This is a genomic window from Frankia sp. CeRuru1 (assembly GCF_977966315.1).
In genome coordinates, this window is the sequence record NZ_CDWWEW010000453.1 from 1,863 (window position 1) to 3,751 (window position 1,889).

At 68.8% G+C, this 1,889-nt stretch carries 1 protein-coding gene and 2 pseudogenes; 1 reads left to right on the forward strand and 2 read right to left on the reverse strand.

Translation table 11 applies throughout. The annotated features are described in order from the left end of the window. Positions 1–250: pseudogene (locus AC08OP_RS22475) on the forward strand (recombinase family protein); the annotation flags it as partial. Positions 251–442: 192 nt separating this feature from the next. On the opposite strand, the gene AC08OP_RS22480 reads toward AC08OP_RS22475, so the two are convergent. Next, positions 443–1,291: a transposase domain-containing protein gene (locus AC08OP_RS22480; RefSeq protein ID WP_476615992.1), complete on the reverse strand. Its 849-nt coding sequence runs from the start codon at positions 1,289–1,291 to the stop codon at positions 443–445. 397 nt (positions 1,292–1,688) lie between these two features. Then, a pseudogene (locus AC08OP_RS22485) lies at positions 1,689–1,889 on the reverse strand (hypothetical protein); the annotation flags it as partial.

The window sequence follows — 1,889 nt, forward strand, 5'->3', positions numbered from 1 at the left end:
GTACTCGGTGGCCGAACTCGCCGTCGCTCTTCAGATGCCGACCGCCACCATCTACAACTGGATCTACCGGGGATGGATCACCGCCCAGCGCCACCCCGACGGCAGGTCCTGGGTCATCGTCGCCGACGACGCCGAGATGCGACGGCTACGCGAACGCCGCGACCGCCCGCCCGGCTACTACACCCGCGCCCGCTGGAGCGCACCCCCCGCCGAGCGGACGGGGCCACACGAGGAAGGAACCCACACATGAAAAACGATCACAACTTGAGGGGCATCGTAGGTGGCTCACTTCGTGCTCCCAGCGCTGGCCGTAGATCCCGGCGAGCGGGACCGCGGGGGCCTCCCGCGGGTCGAGGATGTTCGTGACCAGCGCGAACAGCTCGTGGCCGCCGTTGCCGTCCCGGTCGGGCACGTCGTATTCGATGACCCGGACGTAGCGGGCCTAGTCGCGGTCCAACGGACGGCGCCGGCCGGCGGCGTCGAGCAGCGCCGCGCGGGCCCTGCCCCGGATGTTCGGGTCGATCACCACGGACAGGTAGGAATGGTCCGCCAACGCGGCGAGCACCGGCAGCCGCAGATCCGACTTGACCCGCCACAGCAGCGCGGCACCGGTGTCATCGGCCAGGCACCAGTCCGCCCAGTTGAAGAAGTTCCGGTCGGCCGTGACCAGCCAGTCCTCCTCCAAACGCGGGTAGAGCGTACGCGCGAGGGTCTGCTCACCGGCTGCCTTACCCGCACCCGCGGGCCCGAACGCGGCCAGCACCGACGCATGCGAGGCGACCTCGTCGACGGTGACCACCCGGACCTGCGGCAACGCCGCCTCGACACCCACGCCGGCGCCCGGCAGACCGAACGCGGCGACGTTCGCCGCCGTCCGCTCCGCGTCGAAGACCATCGCATCCAGGCTCATCAGCCGCCACCGCCCGAAGAACGCCCCCTCGGTGTCCTCATCCGCCACCGGACACGCGACCCGGGAATACAGCACCGCCATCGGCTCCGGGCCCAGCCGCTTACGGGCCTGCGACAGACCACTGGCCGTCGGATCCCAGCCGCCACCCCAGTCGCCGAGCACCCCGACAAGCCGCGCCGCGACCTCCTCGTAATCCTCATCCGCGAACAGCGCCAACGCCATCACGAAGTACACAACCACATGCGGCGGGATCGTCCCGTCCGAGCGCTTCGCGCCCCTACCGGTCGCCTCGACCGCCTCGTCGACCGCGTCCCGCGACACCCACGACGCCAGCACCCCCAGCGAGATCCAGTCGGTCACCCGGCCGGCTGGAACCACCATCCCAGTATGCTCCACAGGCCACGATCATGTCCGCGAACCGGCGGAACGCCCGGACCCGACACGCCGGACACAGAGCAACCAGCAGACATCACCCGCACAAGATCAAACTAGGCTACGTGGCATTGGGCCAGGGCGGTCGACCGCGCGCCCGATGCCGGCCGGCCCGGTTGGCGTACGGCCCGGCCCGGTTGTGGGAGGCGACAGATCACTGAGAGGACTGCGGACGACAGGTCCGTGATAAATACACACCGGTGCTGGTGGGCGGCGGGCTCGGCGACATCGGCGATGAGAACCTACACTTTTGTAGGTTCTCACCGGACATAGCCACTTCTCACAGATGATGTCCTCGATCTGTCCCGTGGGACAGATCGGTGATAAGGCTGTCCGTTCCAACTGATCACGGCACCTTCTCGTGAGTCCTCGACGACCTGGCCGTTTCTCGGCCGGCTGGTCTGTATCCAAGGGCCGCGAGGTACTCCTCGTGCGACCAGTTCTCGTCGCGGGCCTGGGTGGCGAGCGGTTCCCAGAACGCGCCGATCGTGGGCGTCTTGAGGACCCGGGTCAGGTAGGCGAGCATCGCGGGCAGGCCGTCTCGGGG